This window comes from Pseudomonas sp. Z4-20 (assembly GCF_051131955.1).
In the GTDB taxonomy this organism is placed as follows: Bacteria; Pseudomonadota; Gammaproteobacteria; order Pseudomonadales; family Pseudomonadaceae; genus Aquipseudomonas; species Aquipseudomonas marvdashtae.
Genome location: NZ_CP071641.1, coordinates 4264204 through 4282528 on the forward strand (window position 1 = coordinate 4264204; position 18325 = coordinate 4282528).

Annotated in this window: 19 protein-coding genes; 8 read left to right on the forward strand and 11 right to left on the reverse strand. The window is 61.1% G+C overall.

Annotation, left to right across the window (positions count from 1 at the left end):
• Positions 1-18 precede the first annotated feature (18 nt).
• The 4 genes from J3P82_RS19485 to J3P82_RS19500 all read right to left on the reverse strand — a co-directional run bounded on the left by J3P82_RS19485 (position 19) and on the right by J3P82_RS19500 (position 3422).
• On the reverse strand, positions 19-1236 hold the full coding sequence (locus J3P82_RS19485; protein WP_434558267.1) for a class I SAM-dependent methyltransferase: 1218 nt from the start codon (positions 1234-1236) through the stop codon (positions 19-21).
• 128 nt (positions 1237-1364) lie between these two features.
• Entirely contained in the window at positions 1365-1982 is a 618-nt protein-coding gene (locus J3P82_RS19490) for a TPM domain-containing protein (protein WP_434558268.1), read from the reverse strand.
• Between the two features lie 28 nt (positions 1983-2010).
• The gene (locus tag J3P82_RS19495) at positions 2011-2730 is read right to left on the reverse strand and encodes a TPM domain-containing protein (RefSeq protein WP_434558269.1); all 720 of its coding nucleotides are present in this window, start codon (positions 2728-2730) and stop codon (positions 2011-2013) included.
• Between the two features lie 83 nt (positions 2731-2813).
• Positions 2814-3422 (reverse strand): LemA family protein, encoded by a 609-nt coding sequence (locus tag J3P82_RS19500; protein ID WP_434558270.1) that lies wholly within the window; start codon positions 3420-3422, stop codon positions 2814-2816.
• A gap of 261 nt (positions 3423-3683) precedes the next feature.
• Between J3P82_RS19500 and bglX the strand changes: the two genes are divergently transcribed.
• Complete coding sequence (gene bglX / locus J3P82_RS19505) at positions 3684-5975, forward strand: beta-glucosidase BglX (RefSeq protein WP_434558271.1); 2292 nt, start codon at positions 3684-3686, stop codon at positions 5973-5975.
• 63 nt (positions 5976-6038) lie between these two features.
• Here bglX and J3P82_RS19510 read toward each other — a convergent pair whose 3' ends face one another.
• The 5 genes from J3P82_RS19510 to J3P82_RS19530 all read right to left on the reverse strand — a co-directional run bounded on the left by J3P82_RS19510 (position 6039) and on the right by J3P82_RS19530 (position 10250).
• Complete coding sequence (locus J3P82_RS19510; protein ID WP_434558272.1) at positions 6039-7196, reverse strand: phospholipase D-like domain-containing protein; 1158 nt, start codon at positions 7194-7196, stop codon at positions 6039-6041.
• 1 nt (position 7197) lies between these two features.
• Positions 7198-7788 carry a YceI family protein gene (locus tag J3P82_RS19515; RefSeq protein WP_434558273.1) on the reverse strand — a complete coding sequence of 197 codons (591 nt, stop codon included), beginning with the start codon at positions 7786-7788 and terminating at the stop codon, positions 7198-7200.
• A 97-nt stretch (positions 7789-7885) separates the two neighbouring features.
• On the reverse strand, positions 7886-8194 hold the full coding sequence (locus J3P82_RS19520; RefSeq protein WP_434558274.1) for an amidase: 309 nt from the start codon (positions 8192-8194) through the stop codon (positions 7886-7888).
• The gene (locus J3P82_RS19525; RefSeq protein WP_434558275.1) at positions 8191-9285 is read right to left on the reverse strand and encodes a serine hydrolase domain-containing protein; all 1095 of its coding nucleotides are present in this window, start codon (positions 9283-9285) and stop codon (positions 8191-8193) included. The genes J3P82_RS19520 and J3P82_RS19525 overlap by 4 nt, the downstream gene beginning before the upstream one ends.
• Positions 9286-9377: 92 nt before the next feature.
• Positions 9378-10250: an acyl-CoA dehydrogenase gene (locus J3P82_RS19530; protein WP_434558276.1), complete on the reverse strand. Its 873-nt coding sequence runs from the start codon at positions 10248-10250 to the stop codon at positions 9378-9380.
• Positions 10251-10405: 155 nt separating this feature from the next.
• Between J3P82_RS19530 and olsB the strand changes: the two genes are divergently transcribed.
• Positions 10406-11161, forward strand: coding sequence for an L-ornithine N(alpha)-acyltransferase (gene olsB, locus J3P82_RS19535; protein ID WP_434558277.1), 756 nt, complete (start codon positions 10406-10408; stop codon positions 11159-11161).
• Positions 11161-11952 (forward strand): lysophospholipid acyltransferase family protein, encoded by a 792-nt coding sequence (locus J3P82_RS19540; protein ID WP_434558278.1) that lies wholly within the window; start codon positions 11161-11163, stop codon positions 11950-11952. Before olsB ends, J3P82_RS19540 begins: the two co-directional genes overlap by 1 nt.
• 5 nt (positions 11953-11957) lie before the next feature.
• On the opposite strand, the gene J3P82_RS19545 is transcribed toward J3P82_RS19540, so the two are convergent.
• A complete protein-coding gene (locus J3P82_RS19545; protein WP_434558279.1) occupies positions 11958-12542 on the reverse strand; it encodes an ACP phosphodiesterase in 585 nt (194 codons plus the stop codon).
• A gap of 150 nt (positions 12543-12692) precedes the next feature.
• Here J3P82_RS19545 and J3P82_RS19550 point away from each other — a divergent pair, with 150 nt between their 5' ends.
• The 4 genes from J3P82_RS19550 (at position 12693) to J3P82_RS19565 (ending at position 16060) form a co-directional block, all read left to right on the forward strand.
• Positions 12693-12995 (forward strand): ArsR/SmtB family transcription factor, encoded by a 303-nt coding sequence (locus tag J3P82_RS19550; RefSeq protein WP_003198672.1) that lies wholly within the window; start codon positions 12693-12695, stop codon positions 12993-12995.
• A gap of 17 nt (positions 12996-13012) precedes the next feature.
• Complete coding sequence (locus tag J3P82_RS19555) at positions 13013-14179, forward strand: MFS transporter (RefSeq protein WP_434558280.1); 1167 nt, start codon at positions 13013-13015, stop codon at positions 14177-14179.
• A 34-nt stretch (positions 14180-14213) separates the two neighbouring features.
• Positions 14214-15263: an alkene reductase gene (locus tag J3P82_RS19560; RefSeq protein WP_434558281.1), complete on the forward strand. Its 1050-nt coding sequence runs from the start codon at positions 14214-14216 to the stop codon at positions 15261-15263.
• A 290-nt stretch (positions 15264-15553) separates the two neighbouring features.
• Positions 15554-16060 (forward strand): hypothetical protein, encoded by a 507-nt coding sequence (locus tag J3P82_RS19565; protein ID WP_434558282.1) that lies wholly within the window; start codon positions 15554-15556, stop codon positions 16058-16060.
• A 205-nt stretch (positions 16061-16265) separates the two neighbouring features.
• Here the strand turns inward: J3P82_RS19565 and J3P82_RS19570 are convergent, their stop codons facing one another.
• Entirely contained in the window at positions 16266-16898 is a 633-nt protein-coding gene (locus tag J3P82_RS19570; RefSeq protein WP_434558283.1) for a TetR family transcriptional regulator, read from the reverse strand.
• Positions 16899-17164: 266 nt separating this feature from the next.
• Between J3P82_RS19570 and J3P82_RS19575 the strand changes: the two genes are divergently transcribed.
• Entirely contained in the window at positions 17165-18322 is a 1158-nt protein-coding gene (locus tag J3P82_RS19575) for an efflux RND transporter periplasmic adaptor subunit (RefSeq protein ID WP_434558284.1), read from the forward strand.
• Positions 18323-18325: the final 3 nt, after the last annotated feature.

Below are 18325 nucleotides of genomic sequence, written 5' to 3' on the forward strand. Positions count from 1 at the left end.
CTTGATTGAGACCGCGGATCAGACGAGGTAACCGTCAGCCCGCAGCAGCGTTTCGAGGCAATGCTCGGTGATGTGATAGAACGCCTTCAGTTCCTGGATCTTGGCCAAAAGCTCGGTAGCGTCCACCGGTTCGGCGCGCTTGACCGCCAGGATCATCTTGTTTTTGTTGGTGTGGTCCAGGGAAATGAACTCGAACACCTTGGTCTCGTAGCCACAGGCTTCCAGGAACAGCGCTCGCAGGCTATCGGTGACCATTTCGGCCTGCTGGCCCAGATGCAGGCCGTATTGCAGCATGGGCTTGAGCAGCGCCGGGCTCTGGATTTGCAGGCGGATCTGCTTGTGACAGCACGGCGAGCACATGATGATCGAGGCGCCGGAGCGGATGCCCATGTGGATCGCATAATCGGTGGCAATGTCGCAGGCATGCAGGGCGATCATCACATCCACCGCGCGCGGCGCCACGCTGCGCACGTCACCGTGTTGGAAGTCCAGGCCTGGGTGCTCAAGCCGCGCGGCAGCTTCGTTGCACAACTTGACCATGTCCTCGCGCAGCTCCACGCCGGTGACCAGCCCCTCGGCCTGCAAAGTGTTGCGCAGGTAATCGTGGATGGCGAACGTCAGGTAACCCTTGCCCGAGCCGAAATCCGAGACCCGTACCGGTTTGTCGAGCGCCAGTGGCGAAGACGTCAGCGCATGGCTGAAGACTTCGATGAACTTGTTGATCTGCTTCCACTTGCGCGACATCGCCGGGATCAGCTCGTGCTTGTGGTTGGTCACGCCCAGGTCGGCCAGGAATGGCCGGCTCAGGTCGAGGAAACGGTTCTTCTCACGGTTGTGCCCGGCGGACGGCACTTCCCGCAGTTGCTGGGGCTTGCTCTTGAACAGCGAGCTCTTGCCCTTCTTGCTGTATTCCAGCTGCGCCTCATCGGTGACCGCCAGCAGATGTGCGTTCTTGAACGACGCCGGCAGCAGTGCGGCAACGGTTTGCACACCTTCGGCCAAGGCAAAGTTCTTGGTGATATCGCGGGTCTTGTAGCGATAGACGAAGGACAGGCACGGCTGATCCTTGACCATCAGTTGCTTGATGATCAGCCGCTGCAGATCGGCTTCGTCACCGCAGTACTTGGCCAGCACCAGCTTGATGAACGCGTTCTGTTCGAGGCTGGTTTGCAGCAGCTCGATGAACTGGGCGTGATGATCCGGCGCGGGACGGACTGGCGTGGCGGTGGCAGACATGGAGAAGCGGCCTCGGGGCGGGCGAATCGGGAATGGTATTTTAAGCTGCAAGCTGCAAGCTGCAAGCTGCAAGCTGCAAGTCAAACGCAGTAGATAGGCTTTGGCTTGAAGCTTGAAGCTTCAAGCCGCTACGCCAACACCACCAACCGATTCGGCAATTCATTGCGCTCGTGAGTCACCGGTACGTGCGTCTTGAGCAACTCGCCGCAGGCCTCGATACAGGTCACAAAGCCCTGCAATGTCTGCCCCTGGCGAACCTGCTGGGTGAACGCACTGACAATGGAGTCCCAATTGCTGTTGTCGAGTCGCTTGGAAATGCCTTCGTCCACCAGGATTTCCACATACCGCTCGGCCTCGCAGACGAAGATCAGCATGCCGGTGCCGCCCGCGGTGTGGTGCAGGTTCTGCTCGAGAAATTGCCGGCGCGCCAGGTTGGAGGCTCGCCAATGGCGCACGGAGCGCGGGATCAGGCGCGTGGTGATGAAGGGAATCCGAAACAGCAGGCACAGCACGATGAAGCTGCTCCATTGCACCCACAGCAAACTGTGCATGCTCAGCCACCCCGTCAGGTAATGCAGCACTCCGGGTACCACCAGCGCCAGCAAGCTGGCCCACAGCAGCGGGATGTAGGCGTAATCGTCGGCGCGGGCAGCGAGCACCGTGACCAGTTCGGCATCGGTGTCGCGCTCGACCCGGGCGATGGCCTCGGCCACTTTGCGTTGTTCGTGTTCAGTCAGTAATGCCATGGTTAAAAATGCCTGCTCATTATGATTGTCACCAGCCGCCCGACGAACCGCCGCCTCCGAAACTGCCACCGCCACCGCTGAAGCCGCCACCCCCTGCGCCACCGAAACCGCCACCGCTGCTTCGCGAGCCGCCGCCGCCGCTCGGCAGGATACCGAGCACCTGGCAGACGAATATGGTCAGGATGAACAGCATCGCCAGAAAGATGAACAGCCCCGGATGGCGCTCGATGAAGTCACCCTCATCCTGCCCGTCCGCGCTGTATACCGGGGCCGGCTCGTCCAGTGGGCTGCCGCCCAAGACCACGAGCATCGCCGCGACGCCGTCACTGATGCCCTTATTGAAGTTGCCGGTCTTGAACGCCGGGGTGATCACCTGGTTGATGATGACCGAGCTCTGGGCATCGGTCAGCCGATCCTCCAGGCCGTAGCCCACTTCGATCCGCAGTTTACGGTCATCGCGCGCCACGATCAGCAGCGCGCCGTTGTTCTTGTCTTGCTGCCCGATGCCCCAATGGCGGCCCAATTGATAGCCGAAATCTTCAATGCTCGCGCCTTGCAGATCCGGCAGCGTGACCACCACCAGCTGTTCGCCAGAGGCCTGTTCATGGGCCTTGAGCTGCGCATCGAGTTGCGTACGAACCGACGGTTCGAGCATCTGGGCGCTGTCCACCACCCGCCCGGTCAGCGCCGGGAATTTCAAATCGGCCTGGGCCGTGACTGCAAATACCCAGAGCAACAGCGCAAACAAGCATTGAGCTGCAAGCCTCAAGCTGCAAGCAGTACGCGTTGCCTGAGCTTGAAGCTTGCAGCTTGGAACTTGAAGCTGCTCCATCAAAACTTCACCTCAGGCGCTTTTTCGGCGTTCGGGCTGGTGGCCTCGAAGGTCTCGCGAACCGGCAAGTCGCTGTACATCACGCTGTGCCACAGGCGCCCGGGAAAGGTCCGGATTTCAGTGTTGTACTTCTGCACCGCCAGGATGAAGTCGCGGCGCGCCACGGCGATACGGTTCTCGGTGCCTTCGAGTTGCGATTGCAACGCCAGGAAATTCTGGTTGGCCTTCAGGTCCGGGTAGCGCTCGACCACCACCATCAGTCGGCTCAACGCGCCGCTCAGTTGGTCCTGGGCCTGCTGGAACTGCTTGAGTTTTTCCGGATTGTCCAAGGTGCTGGCATCGACCTGGATCGACGTGGCCTTGGCACGCGCTTCAACCACAGCGGTCAGGGTTTCCTGCTCATGCCGGGCGTAGCCCTTGACGGTCTCCACCAGATTGGGGATCAGGTCCGCGCGGCGCTGGTACTGGTTCTGCACCTGGCCCCAGGCCGCCTTCGCCTGCTCATCCAGCGTCGGAATATTGTTGATGCCGCAACCGGCCAGTAGCGTGGTGAACAGCATCAGGGCCAGCATCTGCAGCGCGCTGCGGTGATTCAGTCGTGGATTCATCAGGTGAAGCTCTCCCTTGCATTGCATTAAAAAAACACCGCCACCTATCTTACCGGCGTCTGGGGCATAATCGCCCCCGCACTGGATCGAATCAGGTCTATGGGCTAAAAGATGCGCGGTGCGAAACTAAGTTCATCGGCACAGGTTCGAAAGTGTGCTGCATTTAGCTGGATAACACCCGAACAACAATAGCCGCTCCTCACATTTAGGCTGACCGGCGTGTACAGATCACCGCCCTTTAGGCTTGCGAGAAAACTATTCATGAAGAAGCTGTGTTTGCTGGGCCTGTTTGTCACCCTGGCCAGTCAATCCGTATTAGCCGACAACGTGCCAGCCCCCATAGAGAACAAGGACGCTTTCGTCAATAACCTGATGAAGCAAATGACCCTTGAGGAAAAGATTGGCCAACTGCGCCTGATCAGCATCGGCCCGGAAATGCCCCGGGAGATGATCCGCAAGGAAATCGCCGCCGGCAACATTGGCGGCACGTTCAATTCCATCACCCGTGATGAAAACCGTCCGATGCAGGACGCGGCCATGCGCAGCCGGCTGAAGATCCCGATGTTTTTCGCCTATGACGTGATCCACGGCCATCGCACCATTTTCCCGATTCCCCTGGCCCTGGCCTCAAGCTGGGACATGGACGCCATCTACCGCTCCGGTCGTGTCGCGGCCAAGGAAGCGGCGGCTGACAGCCTGGACATTACCTTCGCGCCCATGGTCGATATTTCCCGCGACCCGCGCTGGGGCCGGACATCCGAAGGTTTCGGCGAAGACACCTACCTGGTGTCGCGCATTGCCGCGGTGATGGTCAAGGCGTTCCAGGGCAACGGCGCCAACGCGGCGGACAGCATCATGGCCAGCGTCAAGCACTTCGCCCTGTATGGCGCGGTGGAAGGCGGCCGGGACTACAACACCGTGGACATGAGCCCGGTGAAAATGTACCAGGACTACCTTCCGCCTTATCGCGCCGCCATCGATGCCGGCGCGGGCGGGGTAATGGTCGCGCTGAACTCCATCAACGGCGTGCCGGCCACCGCCGATACCTGGCTGATGAATGACTTGTTGCGCAAGGAATGGGGCTTCAAGGGCCTGGCGGTCAGCGACCACGGTGCGATTTTCGAGTTGATCAAGCATGGCGTCGCCCGCGATGGTCGCGAAGCGGCGAAACTGGCGATCAAGGCCGGTATCCACATGAGCATGAACGACTCGCTGTACGGCAAGGAGCTGCCAGGGCTGCTCAAGGCCGGCGAGATCGAGCAGAGCGACGTCGACAACGCGGTGCGCGCGGTGCTTGCCGCCAAATACGACATGGGCCTGTTCAAGGACCCGTACCTGCGCATTGGCAAGGCCGAGGATGACCCGGCCGACGTCTATGCCGACAGCCGCATGCACCGCGCCGATGCCCGTGACGTGGCGCGCCGCAGCCTGGTGCTGCTGGAAAACCGCAACCAGACCCTGCCCCTGAAGAAAACCGCGAAAATCGCCCTGGTCGGGCCGCTGGCCAAGGCGCCGATCGACATGATGGGCAGTTGGGCAGCCGCTGGCCGGCCTGCGCAATCGGTCACCGTGTACGACGGCATGACCCGCGCGTTGGGCGGCGAGTCGAAGCTGATCTATGCCCGTGGCGCCAATATCACCGGCGACAAGAAGGTGCTCGACTACCTCAATTTCCTCAATTTCGACGCACCGGAAGTGGTGGACGACCCGCGCCCGGCCCAGGTGCTGATCGATGAAGCGGTGAAAGCCGCCAAGGAAGCGGACGTGGTCGTGGCCGCCGTGGGCGAGTCCCGTGGCATGTCCCATGAATCGTCGAGCCGCACCGAACTGAACATCCCGGCCAACCAGCGCGAGCTGATCAAGGCGCTGAAAGCCACCGGCAAACCGCTGGTACTGGTGCTGATGAATGGCCGTCCGCTGTCGCTGCTGGAAGAAAAGCAACAGGCCGATGCGATCCTGGAAACCTGGTTCAGCGGCACCGAAGGCGGTAACGCCATCGCCGACGTGCTGTTCGGCGACTACAACCCGTCAGGCAAGCTGCCAATCACCTTCCCACGCTCGGTCGGGCAGATTCCGACCTACTACAATCACCTGAGCATCGGCCGGCCGTTCACGCCAGGCAAGCCGGGCAACTACACCTCGCAGTACTTCGACGACACCACCGGTCCGCTCTACCCGTTCGGCTACGGTCTGAGCTACACCGAGTTCAGTCTGTCGGACATGGTGCTGTCGTCGACCACGCTGAACAAGTCCGGCAAGCTCGACGCCAGCATCACCCTGGAAAACACCGGCCAGCGTGATGGCGAAACCGTGGTCCAGCTGTACATCCAGGATGTCACCGGCTCGATGATCCGTCCGGTGAAAGAGTTGAAGAATTTCCGCAAGGTGATGCTCAAGGCCGGCGAGAAGAAGGTCATCCACTTCACCCTTACGGAAGACGACCTGAAGTTCTTCAACACCCAGCTCAAATACGCGGCTGAACCGGGCAAGTTCAATGTGCAGATCGGCCTGGACTCCCAGGAGGTCAAGCAGCAGAGTTTCGAGTTGCTCTGATTTATCCATACCGTTAAACCTGGGAGCCAGCCTGCTCGCTCCCAGCGTTTTGCCGATGGACGCTTAGCCGCGCCGATCCAGCAGATTCACCACCAGTCGATCCACCCATCCCCATAACCGCTGCTTGACGCGTTTCCACAGAGGTCGGCGCTGCCACGCGTCGAGGCTCACTTGCAGGCTTTGCTCGAAGTCCCGTTCAAAACTGGCTGCCACGGCACGGCTGAGCCCGGAATCAAGGGCTTCCAGATTGGCTTCCAGGTTGAAGCGCAGGTTCCAGTGATCGAAATTGCACGAGCCGATGCTGACCCAATCGTCCACCAGCACCATTTTCAAATGCAGAAAGCACGGCTGGTACTCGTAGATTTTTACGCCGGCCTTGAGCAGGCGCGGGTAATAACGATGTCCGGCATAGCGCACGGAGGGGTGATCGGTGCGCGGCCCGGTCAGCAGCAGGCGCACATCGATGCCTCGCGCGGCAGCCTTGCGCAACGAGCGGCGCACGTTCCAGGTCGGGAGGAAATACGGCGTGGCCATCCAGATGCGTTTCTGGCCGCTGTTCAGCGCCCGGGAAAGTGATTGCAAGATGTCACGGTGCTGGCGGGCGTCGGCATAGGCTACCCGGCCCATGCCCTCACCCATCGGCGGAACGCGGGGCAGACGCGGCAAGCCGAAATTAGAAGCGGGCTTCCAGGCTTGGCGATGACGGTTGGCGAGCCATTGACGATCGAACAGCAGCTGCCAGTCGAGCACCAGCGGACCCACGATCTCCACCATCACCTCGTGCCAGTCGCTGCGATCATCCAGGGGATTCCAGAACTCATCGGTCACCCCGGTGCCGCCGACCACCGCCAGGCGCTGATCGACCAAGAGTAATTTGCGATGATCCCGGTAAAGGTTGCGCACCCAGCGGCGCCAGCTGAGGCGATTGTAGAACCGCAGCTCGACCCCGGCCTCGACCAGGCGATTGCGCAAGCTCAGGGTAAACGCCAAGCTACCGTAGTCATCGAACAGACAACGCACGCGAACGCCACGTCGGGCGGCCTGGACAAGGGCTTGGACCATCGCCTCGGCGCAAGCACCCGCCTCCACCAGGTACAACTCCAGCTCGACTTGCTCTTGGGCACGAGCGATTTCCACCAGCATGCGTGGGAAGAACTGTGGACCGTCGATCAACAGCTCGAAACGGTTGCCTTCGCGCCAGGGAAATACCGGGCCGCTCACGTCAGCGCGCCGTAAAAATCAGCACCGCGTTTACCGGCACCGAAAGGCTGATGGCCGACAACCCGGCCAGTTCACGAAGCTTTTCCAGTCTCGGCGCGAAGTCGAAGTCGGCCGCGTTGAGCACGACCGGCTCCAGGGTCACGACCTGGAAACGGCGTTCGTCCAGGCGCGTCGCCAACAGTTCGACAGTGTATTGATGCTGCTTGCCGTGCAAGTCCACCGTCACTGGCAGGCGCAGTTCCAGTTGCGCACCGTTGGCCAGGTCCTGGATCGGCATCAGGTCCAACTGCGCGGTGATGGTGGCTTCGGCAAATTGCTTGACCTCGAAAAGATCGGCGCGCATGCGCTCGTCCCGCAGCGCAATGCCGCTGTTGATCGATTCCAACTCGATCTCTAACCGCGCCTGGCCCTTGGGCTGGACTTGGCCGTGAAGCACTAGAAACCGCTGGACCTCGGAGACGTTGCCGTTCTTGCTGCTGATAAACGATAGCCGTGACGACTCGCCGTCCAGGTACCAGTCGGCCTGGGCCGGCAGCGCGATACAGGCCAGAAGCAAGCTCGCGACAGCGTGAGGGAGAAACCGCTTGAACATACACACTCGGGGGCAGATAAACCTGTGGCGAACCTTAACCGGGCCGAGAGCACTTGCAAACTGTCTGTTTCGACAACAGCAGGAGTCGTTTCGGGATCTACTCCAACCGGCACCCCTGCCGCTCGCCTATCCACCGTGCGCTGTGGCTACGCCCCAAGCCGCTGACGGTGATGCGTTTCGCTTGCGCCGTTTCGAGGAATTCGCTGATGGGCACCGATTGCTTCACATAGCCCCGGCAATATTCGGCCGGTTGCAGCATCACATAGCGGCACGAGCAATATTCCTTGGCGGTGTAGGCGCTGATGATGTCGGGAAAGGCCCGTAACGCCACCCGCTCCAACCACATCCAGCCGAACAGGGCGATGAGCAGCACCGACAACAAGGTCAGCAATACGCTGCGCCTCATGGTTGCACCGTCCCGGCGAACGCCGCCACGGCGCGCTTGAGCATTTCGTTATGGCGGTAGCTGCCGTCGCGGTCATCGCCGTAGCGCACGATCACCAACCGCGCGCTGGGAATGACGTACAGCGCCTGGCCCCAATGGCCCAGCGCGGCGAAGGTATCCGGCGGCGCATCGGGCCAGGGGTGGATCGTCGGATCGGCGGCGCGGTTGAGCCACCAATGCCCGCCCGGCACGGCTTCGTCCTGGCCGGCCTGAAAGTGCGCGAAAGGCTCGCGGTTGAACGCGATCCAATCCTTGGGAATCAGTTGCCGCCCGCCCCAGCGGCCTTCGCGTTGTATCAACAATCCGACCCGCGCCAGGTCGCGCGCGGTGAGATAGGCATAGGACGAACCAACGAACGTACCGCTGGGGTCGGTTTCCCACGTCGCGTGACGAATGCCCAGCGGCTCGAACAAAGCCGTCCACGGATAATCGGCATATCGCGCCGGACCGACGATGTTTTTCAGCGCCGCCGCCAGCAGGTTGCTGTCGCCGCTGGAGTAACGGAACGCCTGCCCGGGCGGGCTGAAGCTGTCGTGCCCGGCGGTAAATGCCGCCATGTCGTGGCGTCCACGGGTGTAGAGCATCGCCACCACCGAGGAATTGAGCGGCGCGTATTCGTAGTCTTCTTGCCAGTCCAGGCCGGACGCCCAGTGGAACAGATCGGCCAGGGTCATGCGCGGCAGCCGGCTCAATGGCGGATAGTAGTTGGCTGCCGGATCTTCCAAGGCAAATAGCTTTTCGCCATAGGCGACGCCGTACACCGTCGCCAGCAGGCTTTTGCTGATCGACCAGGTCAGGTGCGCAGTGTCCGCCCGAGTGTTTCCCGCGTAGCGCTCGTAGACCAGCCGACCGTCTTGGATGACCAACAGCGCATCGGTGCGGATGCCTTGGCGGGTCGCATCGTCCTGAGGCGCGAAGGCGTAGCGCTCCAAGGCTTCGATGGCCGGCCCGGTGGGCATCGGAGCGGTCGGCCACTGCTCGCCGGGCCAGTCTTCGGCGTGGGCCTGCAGGTTGAGCAGCAGGAACGGAATCAGCAGCCAGCCTTTGGACATGCTCGGGAGCTCGTGGGGTTGGACCTGCAAAGCCTAATCAGGCTCGATGACAGTTTGGATATTCCCCAACAGCAGATTTCTCGTTGAGCAGGCTACCCCAGGGCCTTGGCCAACCGCTTGGCCCGTGCCCCAGCGGCAATCGCCATCACACCTTTGTCCCGCGCCCACATCTCGCGCCACGTCGCAGGCCCGGCGGCCAGGGCATCGTTGAGCTCGCCGTCGAGCCCTTCGAACTGGGCAAACAGCCCGCCCAGCAGCACGTGCCCGGCGGCGCTGGATGGGTTATGGCGGCTCACCTCGGCGCAACCGGCCAATAACGCCAACAGACGCAGTTGCAAGACCTGGGGCCAGGCACATTCCTGGCCCACGCCATACAGCCACGCGGCCATCGCACTGAGTACATAAAGGTCTTCCAGGGTCCGGAAAGGTTTGACGTAGGCGTCCCAGCCGTCTCCCGCCAGCAACTCGCATAACGCGCCATCGAGCAAGACCCGGCCGTGGCTGATGTCCGGCACCAGGGCAATGGCGGGGAGCTTTTCCAGCGTCACGCCGGGCTCGCCGGGATAAACCACCGCCAGGCTCAACCGAGGCGCTTCGCCGGGCGCCTCGCTTCGCGCCGCGATCAACAGCCATTCGGCGGCGTCGCCAGCGGTGACGAAATCCTTGCGCCCATTCAAGCGCAAGTCGACGAGACGGGTCTGCATGTCCGCTGGGCGCAGGCTACGCCGTTCGGTGGCGCACAAGGCGCCGAGGCTGTGCGGAGCGCTCGGCCAGAGCGCCCGCAGCGCCGCTTGATAGCCCATCAGGAAAGCCAGCCCCGGCGTGGCCATCAATCGCGCGCCGGCGACGGCCAACTCGAACGGCGCGACAGGCCCCAAGCGCTGCAGCAAGGTCGAATAACCGTCCGCCAGGTGGGAAAAAGCAGCCAGTCGCTCGCCGCGTTCGATCAGGGTTTGCCAGGGCATAAGGGCCTCCTTGGAGGGCTGTCATATAAGCATCACCAAAGCTTCATGGCGATGACACCGGGGCTACATAGCCTGACTTTGCACAACATGGCTGCATAAAGAAAGTCGATTGGCTGCCACCCAAGACGGGTCCACAGCCCGCACGGAGATTCGCTATGACTCAGATCGCCCGCATCAGCGACACCGGCAATGAACGCCGCCTGCAAGCCGAACGCCTGATTGGCGCCCACGCCTTGCAAGAAGCCCAGGCCCTGCGCTTCAACGTCTTCAGCGGCGAATTCAACGCCAAGCTCAAGGGCGCGGAGATGGGTCTGGACATGGATGACTATGATGTTCACTGCGCCCACATCGGCGTACGCGACCTGAACACCGGCCGCCTCGTGGCGACTACCCGCTTGCTCGATCACCAGGCCGCCAGCAGCCTGGGCCGGTTCTACAGCGAAGAAGAATTCAGCCTCCACGGCTTGGTCCATCTCAAGGGCCCGATCCTGGAAATCGGCCGTACCTGCGTCGACCCGGCCTACCGCAACGGCGGTACGATCGCGGTGCTCTGGGGCGAATTGGCCGAAGTCCTCAACGAAGGCGGCTACAGCTATCTGATGGGCTGCGCAAGCATTCCGATGCAGGACGGCGGCATCCAGGCCCAGGCGATCATGCAGCGCCTGCGCGAACGCTACCTGTGCACCGAACACCTGCAAGCGGTGCCGAAAAAACCGTTGCCGGCCCTGGACGTGCCGTCCAACGTCATCGCCGAGATGCCGCCATTGCTCAAGGCTTATATGCGCCTGGGCGCGAAAATCTGCGGCGAGCCGTGCTGGGACGAGGACTTCCAAGTGGCGGACGTGTTCATCCTGCTCAAGCGCGACGAACTCTGCCCGCGCTATGCCCGTCACTTCAAGGCGGCGGTCTGATGAGCCGGCTGCGGATCTACGCGCGAATCGCGCGAGTGTTACTGGTGGTCGCCCTGGGCCTGGCAATGGCCAGCGTGTTCGGCTTGCTGGAACGCCTGGGGCTCGCTCATTCGATGGTGCGCCGCCAGCGCTGGTCGCGATTTTTCATGGCGCGGCTGAGCAATGCCCTGCCTTTTCGCGTGACCGTTCACGGGCAACTGCCGAAACAGCCGATGCTGTGGGTCAGCAACCATGTGTCATGGACCGACATCCCACTGCTGGGCATGCTCGCTCCGCTATCGTTTTTGTCCAAGGCTGAGGTGCGCACCTGGCCGGTGGCCGGATGGCTGGCCGCCAAGGCTGGCAGCCTGTTCATACGTCGTGGTTCCGGCGACAGCCAGTTGATCCGCAAGCAGATGAGCCGACACCTGGAACAAGCCCATCCGCTGTTGATGTTCCCGGAAGGCACCACCACTGACGGCCGGACCCTGCGCACCTTTCATGGTCGCCTGTTGTCGGCGGCCATCGACGCCGACGTCGCCTTGCAACCGGTAGCGATCCGTTACCTGCGCAATGGCGAAATCGACTTGCTGGCACCGTTCGTGGGCGATGACGATCTGCTATCGCACCTGATGCGTCTGTTTGCCAACGACCGTGGCGACGTAGAAATCCATTTGCTCGAACCTATCGCCTGCCACGGCCAAGAACGCGCAGCGCTGGCATTCCAGGCGCAACAGGCGGTACACAAGGCATTGTTTGGTGCGATACCCGAGAAGCAACACGTGCCGATGCGGCCTGCGATTGCGGCCTGATCCCTTCAGTTTTGCGCTGTCGAGTGGTTCTGCACAAAATCCTGAAGCTGCGGGTAGAACAACCGGAAGTCCTCGCTTAACGGCTCATAAAGCCTGACCAACTCCTCCATCGCCCCGGCCAGTTCTTCGGGCCGGGATAGGCGTCGCGAGATGCCGCGCAACACCTGTCCCAGCACCTGGAATTGCTGATAAGACCCCAACCAGTCATCCGCTGCCATGAAAGGCGCGATCTGCGCCAAGCGTCCTGGCAATCGAGGTTCGTTGGCAAGGACCTGGTAGACCCGGGAAGTGAAGTCGACCAACGGGCCTTCGCCGTACAGCATCCAGTCCCGCGCCAGGCAATGATCGAAAAACACGTCCAGCACGATCCCGGCATAACGCCGCCGCACCGTGGAGAAGCGCGACAAGGCGATGTCCACCAACGGATGGCGATCGGTGTACATGTCGATGCGTCGATGCAGGGCTATCGCCGCTTCGATCTGCGGATCGTATTGCCCTTGCAGAGGACCTTTGACGAAATCGCCATAGAGGCTGCCGAGCAGTTGTTCCCGGCCAGGGCCGCCGAGGTGCAGGTGTGCGAGATAGTTCATGGCGGGCAGCTTAGCACCGCTGCGGCTGTATCGTTATAACCCGATATAGCGATTTGTTCGGCGTTCAGATCAAATACATATTGGTATATCGGGAAGCAACGATTTAAGGTTCGCCTCATCGCGATATAGCGTTACTCAAATGAGCAGCCCATGACCCTCGACCTCGACGAAATAATAAAAGCCCTGGCGCACCCAGTACGGCGAGACATCCTCAACTGGCTCAAGGACCCCAAGGTCCAATTCCCCGAACAGTTGCACAACCACGAGTTCGGCATTTGCGCCGGGCAGATCGACCAGCGTTGCGGCCTGTCGCAATCCACGGTGTCTGCGCACTTGGCGGTATTGCAACGGGCGGGGCTGATTACCAGCCAGAAGGTCGGTCAATGGCACTTCTTCAAACGCAACGAGGAAGTGATCCAGCAGTTCCTCAAGCAAATGAGCCAAGAGCTCTGACCTGACAAGGATTCGACATGCCCCTTTCACTCATCATCCTGGCGCTGAGCGCCTTCGCCATCGGCACGACGGAATTCGTCATCATGGGCCTGTTGCCCGATGTGGCGGCGGATTTGGGCGTCTCGATTCCCGGCGCCGGCTGGCTGGTGACCGGCTACGCCCTCGGCGTGGCCATCGGAGCACCGTTCATGGCCCTGGCCACTGCGCGACTGCCGCGCAAGGCAGCGCTGGTGGTGTTGATGGGGATATTCATCGTCGGCAACCTGCTTTGTGCCATCGCCAGTGACTACAACGTGTTGATGTTCGCCCGGGTCGTTACCGCTCTGTGCCACGGTGCGTTCTTCGGCATCGGTTCGGTGGTGGCGGCCGGGCTGGTAGCGCCTAACAAGCGCGCTTCGGCGGTTGCCCTGATGTTCACCGGCCTGACGCTGGCCAATGTGCTCGGTGTACCGTTGGGCACCGCCCTGGGCCAGGAAGCCGGTTGGCGCTCGACCTTCTGGGCGGTGACGGTCATCGGCGTGATTGCGCTGATCGGCCTGATCCGCTTCCTGCCGGCCAAGCGCGACGAGGAAAAACTCGACATGCGTTCGGAGCTGGTGGCGCTCAAAGGCGCCGGCCTGTGGCTGTCCCTGGGCATCACCGCGCTGTTCTCCGCCTCGGTGTTCACCTTGTTCACCTACGTCGCCCCGTTGCTGGGCGAAGTCACCGGCGTATCGCCCCGTGGCGTGACCTGGACCCTGGTGTTGATCGGCCTGGGTCTGACCTTGGGCAACATCATTGGCGGCAAGCTAGCGGACAAGAGCCTGGTCAACACACTGATGGGCGTTTTCATCGCCATGGCGGTGGTCTCAACGGTACTGAGCTGGACCAGCGTGGCGCTGATCCCGACTGAAATCACCCTGTTCCTCTGGGCCACGGCGTGCTTCGCCGCGGTGCCGGCGCTGCAAGTCAACGTGGTGACCTTCGGCAAAGATGCGCCGAACCTGGTTTCCACCTTGAACATCGGCGCCTTCAACATCGGCAACGCCTTGGGCGCCTGGGTCGGCGGCAGCGTCATCGCCCATGGCCTGGGCCTGACCGCCGTGCCCCTGGCTGCTGGCGCACTCGCCGTGCTGGCGCTGCTGGTGACCCTGATTACTTTCCGCCAGGGCGGCAATGCCGGCCTGGCGCCTGCCACTCACTGACCTTTAATCCTTTTACTTGCGAGGTTGTTATTTCATGGCGACAATTTTCGACCCTATCAAACTCGGCGACATCGAGCTGAAGAACCGCATCATCATGGCTCCGCTGACCCGCTGCCGCGCTGACGCGGGCCGTGTGCCCAACGCGCTGATGGCCGAGTATTACGTGCAACGCGCCTCCGCCGGGTTGATCCTCAGCGAAGCCACTTCGGTGACGCCGATGGGCGTGGGCTATCCGGATACCCCGGGGATCTGGTCCAACGACCAGGTACGCGGTTGGGCCAACGTGACCAAGGCCATCCACGGCGCCGGCGGCAAGATCTTCCTGCAACTGTGGCATGTGGGGCGAATCTCGCATCCTTCCTATCTGAACGGTGAACTTCCGGTCGCGCCGAGCGCCATCCAGCCAAAGGGCCACGTGAGCCTGGTGCGGCCGCTGGCCGACTACCCGACCCCACGCGCATTGGAAACCGCTGAGATCGCCGACATCGTCGACGCCTACCGGGTGGGTGCCGAGAACGCCAAGGCCGCCGGTTTCGACGGCGTGGAAATCCACGGCGCCAACGGCTACCTCCTTGACCAGTTCCTCCAAAGCAGCACCAACCAGCGCACCGACAACTACGGCGGTTCCCTGGAGAACCGTGCGCGCCTGCTGCTGGAAGTGACCGACGCCGCCATCGAAGTCTGGGGCGCCGGCCGTGTTGGCGTGCACTTGGCACCGCGTGCCGACTCCCATGACATGGGCGACGAGAACCGCCTGGAAACCTTCAGCTACGTGGCTCGTGAATTGGGCAAGCGTGGCATCGCCTTCATCTGCTCCCGGGAAAAAGAAGGCGAAGACAGCATCGGCCCACAACTCAAGCAAGCCTTCGGCGGCCCGTACATTGCCAACGAACGCTTCACCAAGGAGAGCGCCAATGCCTGGCTGGCCGAGGGCAAGGCCGACGCCGTGGCGTTCGGTGTGCCGTTCATTGCCAACCCGGACCTGCCGGCACGCTTGAAAACCGATGCACCGCTGAACGAAGCGCATCCGGAAACCTTTTATGCCAAGGGACCGGTGGGTTATATCGATTATCCCGTCATGTAAGTTCACGACCGCTGTATATGCAAAAGCCTCGGCATTGAAAGACGCCGGGGCTTTTTTATGCCTGGCACACTTACCCCATCAACAACCCATGCCCACCCACACAGTGACGACACATCATAAAACAACCCAAACAACCCGCTCGCTGGATTGATCACCTGGAACTCGATAATAATAAATGCGCTGAGACAGTGACAAACACCCCAGTTATATCACCGCCCAACAGCAAATAACTTATACATCAAACAGCTCATGCAAACCCAACTGCATCTGTGCTCATGGAAGAGTCCATCATGAATGACTTAAAGCGTTTCACCCTGGCTGCCGTACTGACGCCAGTATTTATCAGCAGCGCCCTGGCGGACACTGCCGTATTGGTTCAAGTCACGAACAACAGTTCGGACACGTTGAAATTGACACATCTTTCGGTTCTGCCACCCGACTATCCTACTTCGGGCTACGACGTAGCGCCGAACAAGCTGCGCAATATAAACATCCCTTTTCAAAGGACCTTCACTTACCCGACGTCCGGCTGGCAACCCACACTCAGAAAAATCTCGCCCATCCAGTTCAACCTGACTTATGAAATCAACGGCCATATTTGCCAACTTGCCACTCGACTCGAAGTTCCCATTATTCCTGGCTGGTCGGAGCCCAGCTACAACCCTCGCTGGAGTAAAACAGTTAATACTTCTGGCAATGACAACTACAGTTGCAAAGCTGTCATCACCCAAAAAATGACTGAAGCGCCGTTCAGCTACACCATTAGCCTGACAGTCGACGATAACAACCCGAGCTGATCGGCTTTACCCCTGCGCCTACCAAGGGGAGTGCCCGACCGAGACGCGACTTAACCAACACGCAACAATTTCCCTACAAAATAGCCGGCTCGCCGCCTGTCAAAGGCGCCGGAGCAGCTATATAAAGTACCCCGCCGGGATCAGGCCCAGCGGGGTACGTTAGGATCGGCTATTGACACAAAGCGACGCAATTACGCATTTTGTTTCATTTGCGCAGGCTCGGGCTCAGGTGCAGCATATCCAGCCCGATCTCCACCCAGCGCTCGGCCTCGCCCGCCAGTGCGAAGCTGTCGGGGGCCAACAGCCATTGGTAGAGGATGCCGTCGATGTAGGCATGTATCGCCACGGCGGCCCTTTCCGGGTCAAGGTCATGCGGCAATTGGCCGCGTTTCATTGCATTGCGCAACGACAGCGCAATTCGCACATTGCAATCGAGGCTGACCTCTCGTCGCTGCTGTCGCAAGTCACACATTTCATCGGTGAACTCGCACTTATGGAACAGGATCTCATTAATGCGTCGGGTTTTCGGGTCCAGGGCCACCTGTTGGAACAACCGCACCAGCAGCTTGCGCACGCAGCCCAGAGGGTCAAGCTCCTCTTCGTTTTCGCTGGCGCGGGCCAGTTCATCGAGCGGCTCATGCAAGGTGTCAAGCATGGCCTGGAGCAAGTCCGCCTTGTTGCTGAAATGCCAGTAGATCGCGCCACGCGTCACGCCGGCGAGCATGGCGATATCGGCCAGCGTCGTGCGCGCCACGCCTCGTTCGAAAAACGCTTTTTCGGCCGCTTCGAGTATCTGGCTGCGAGTCTCCAGCGCTTCCTCTTTGGTACGACGGACCATGGCAGTAAACACCTCAATCAGGATGCGTAAGCAATGCGTAAGGATCAGCAGGACAAGCTATGAGGCAGCGCCTGTCAGGTCGCGTCCCCGCCCCACATTGGCCTTTGTCAGGCTTTTGTAAATCCGGATGGTACGCAATTTGGCTGTTTACAAACAACCGTGTACGTAAGTATATTTCTTAGCATCCTACTAATTGCGTATCTCGCTCTTTTTTCATCTTTCATTTTTCGAGCGCGCCCATTACGCGCCTGGACCCGAGGATTTCCATGCAATTCAAGCCAGCTGTTACCGCTCTGGTTACTGCCATCGCCCTGGCATCGCTGCTCAGCGGATGCAAAAAGGAAGAGGCGGCACCTGCCGCACCGCCCCCTCAGGTCGGCGTTGTAACCCTCAAGACCCAACCTTTTACCTTGACCTCGGAACTGCCGGGCCGCACCAGCGCGTTTCGCGTCGCGGAAGTACGGCCACAGGTCAACGGGATCATTCTCAAGCGCCTGTTCAAGGAAGGCGCCGACGTCAAGGCCGGCCAGCAGCTGTACCAGATCGACCCGGCCGTGTATGAAGCGACCCTCAAGAGCGCCGAGGCGAACCTGCGGTCCACCAAGTCGATTTCCGACCGCTACAAGCAGTTGGTGGACGAACAGGCCGTCAGCCGCCAGGAATACGACACCGCCGTGGCCAATCGCCTGGAGTCGGAAGCCAACCTGCAGACCGCCCAGATCAACGTGCGCTACACCAAGGTCTATGCACCGATTTCCGGCCGCATCGGCCGCTCGTCGGTGACCGAAGGTGCGCTGGTGAGCAACGGCCAGACCGATGCCCTGGCGACCATCCAGCAGCTGGACCCGATCTATGTCGACGTGACGCAGAGCTCCGTCGAGTTGTTGCAACTGCGCCGTGAACTTGAAAGCGGTCGTTTGCAAAAGGCTGGCGACAACGCCGCCATGGTCAAGTTGACCCTGGAAGACGGCAGCCAGTACCCGCACGAGGGCAAACTGGAATTTTCCGAGGTGTCGGTCGACCAGACCACCGGTTCGGTGACCTTGCGCGCCGTGTTCCCAAACCCTGACCACACGCTGCTGCCAGGCATGTTCGTTCATGCGCAACTGCAGGCCGGCGTGAACAGCGCGGCAATCCTCGCGCCGCAGCAAGGCGTGACTCGCGATCTCAAGGGCATGCCGACCGCATTGGTCGTTGGCGCGGACAACAAGGTCGAACTGCGCCAGCTCAAGGCCAGCCGCACCGTTGGCAGCCAGTGGCTGATCGAAGACGGCCTCAAGGCCGGCGATCGCTTGATTACCGAAGGATTGCAGTACGTACGGCCAGGGGTGGAAGTCAAAGCCACCGAAGCCACCAACGTTGGCGCAAACAACCCGGCCCCCGCCCAGGCAGCTGACAAAGCCGCCGGCGGCAAAGGGGAGTAAACC